Source organism: Psychrilyobacter sp., assembly GCF_049671765.1.
In the GTDB taxonomy this organism is placed as follows: Bacteria; Fusobacteriota; Fusobacteriia; order Fusobacteriales; family Fusobacteriaceae; genus Psychrilyobacter.
In genome coordinates this window covers 1-2,074 of record NZ_JBATVM010000148.1, presented here as the reverse complement: position 1 = coordinate 2,074, position 2,074 = coordinate 1, and the positions used below count along the sequence as shown (strand labels likewise).

General features: G+C 34.8%; 2 protein-coding genes. Both read right to left on the bottom strand.

Annotated features, from left to right (window positions below):
• Positions 1 to 103 precede the first annotated feature (103 nt).
• The gene (locus WBG30_RS07075; RefSeq protein WP_424503940.1) at positions 104 to 343 is read right to left on the bottom strand and encodes a hypothetical protein; all 240 of its coding nucleotides are present in this window, start codon (positions 341 to 343) and stop codon (positions 104 to 106) included.
• Positions 343 to 2,074: phage terminase large subunit family protein (locus tag WBG30_RS07070; RefSeq protein WP_424503939.1), on the bottom strand; the 1,732-nt coding region annotated here is incomplete at its 5' end. The genes WBG30_RS07070 and WBG30_RS07075, both read right to left, overlap by 1 nt.

The window sequence follows — 2,074 nt, the reverse complement described above, 5'->3', positions numbered from 1 at the left end:
TTTCATAGGTTTTCTCTGCATCGTAAAGACGCGCTTTTGCCATCTCTCTTTTGGCTGCTAATCCAGGGAAGATATTTTTAAATGATATTTCCATATTCTCCTCCTAATGTCTTCCTGGTCTTACATTCTCTATTGTCATTCCTACATCTTCGGGATTTGCATATTTTCTACATCTGTTACTCCATATCTCTATTCCTTTTTGAATCATTCCTATATCTGCTCTAGTCACTTCTTTTCCATCGATGTTATATGCTTGACCTAGTAAAACTTTTTCTTCAGCATCTAAATACATCTTTAATTTAGCCTGGCACATCTCCAAGGTTATTCCTGTAATATTACTCATTAATCCTCCTCTTCTAGATATCCAACTCTAGATAACACACTTAATTGCTCACGAGTTAATGCAGCTAGTATATTCATGTCATATTTATATATCTCAAGTGCTGCTTCATTATAGTTTCTTAGATCTAACCCTTCATTCCTATCTCTTATTTTTGTCCATTTATTCGTTTTAGGATCTCGCACCTCAGCAGTTAAAGTTTTAAAATATTCTTCAGTATAATTTCTAGTTACATTTTTAGGAAAATGACAATATCCTTTACCTTTTTTATTAACTCTTAATTTACCCATAGTTGAATCTTTTAATGCATTAACTCCTACAGAATAAAGATTAATCTCATTATTTTTAGTTCTTCTAAATCCGTTATCTATTGGGACTATTCCACCTTGACCTTTAATTCCAAATATTCTATCTTCTTCCCTAGGTGATACAAAGTTATATACATCTTGGGTATTATGTCCACCAGTGTCTATACAAGTTGCATAGATCTTAAGAGCAGTTCCATCTTTAAATGTAAATTCCCTTTGTAAAAAATCATCTAGTTCATCCCATATCTCTTGTTTGGATGGGTTTCCATGAATAACTTGGTATACTATTCCCCAGTTTTCATGTCCTAATCCCCAACCTACGACTTCTATTTCTATTCTGTCGCCTTGGATATCTACTCCTGCTGTTACAATTAATACTCCATCTGGAAGATCTGCTTTATAGTGCTCCCTTCTTGCATATAGATCTTTATAGTCAATAGTTTTAATATTTTGTTCTTCCCATGTTTCTGCTAATACTGTATTTTTAAATGATTTTATTTTTTCTATATCTCCTTGGATCTCTAGCCACTCTTTTACTATTGATTCCCATGTTCTCCATGGACTAGCTAGTGCATTTAGGTGGTAGCTTAATTTTTCTTTTCTTGATTTATATTTGTGTTTCCACTTTCCTTTGGATTGATTTCCTTTTTTCCATTCCTTTTCTGTAGCTAGGACTCCACACTCTTCACACATCATAGTTACTGTTTCAGGATCTGAATCTACCCATTTGATATTTGAAAATTCTAACTTTTGATATTCTCCACAGTGGGGACAAGGTAACTGCCAAGTCCCTTGAGAACCGTTTTTAAATTCTGTCTCAATTAAACTTTTCCCGTTTAGGGTGGGAGTTCCAGTTATTATGCATTTACTAATATCACTGTAGGTAGTCAATCTTTTTCTCCCTAGTGTGATTACATCTCCTTCTCTTCCTGAAGACTCCGGATACCGATCTACTTCATCAAAGAAAATTATTCTTACTGGTCTAGCTGCTAACTTACTTGGTGAGTTAGAACCAATAAAAGCTATATATCCTCCTGGAAACATCTTATGAGCTACTGTATTTCCCGAATTCTTTTTATTAGCATCTCTAATAATGGCTTTTAATACTGCTGTATCTCTTATCATTGGGGCTATACGCTCTTTTGAGTATGCAACTGCCATTGTATCTGTTGGCTGCACCAAGAGCATGGGACAAGGATCTAAGTCCGCATATTTACCAAAGATATTATTTATAAATTCTGATTTTGCCAGTTGTGAAGCCATCATAAGAATTGCTTCCCTTACTTCACCTGATTCAATTTTTTCATAGATCTCTACCATGTATGGTGTCCTCCTCGTTTCCCAGGCCCCAACCTCTTTTGAAGATTCAGAAGATAAAACCCTATTTTGATCTGCCCATTCACCAATAGTTAATTTTCTAGGAGGC

Bases quoted from the DNA above. Each gene is read 5' to 3' on its own strand.
- WBG30_RS07075 (WP_424503940.1), bottom strand. From the start codon at position 343: ATGAGTAATATTACAGGAATAACCTTGGAGATGTGCCAGGCTAAATTA.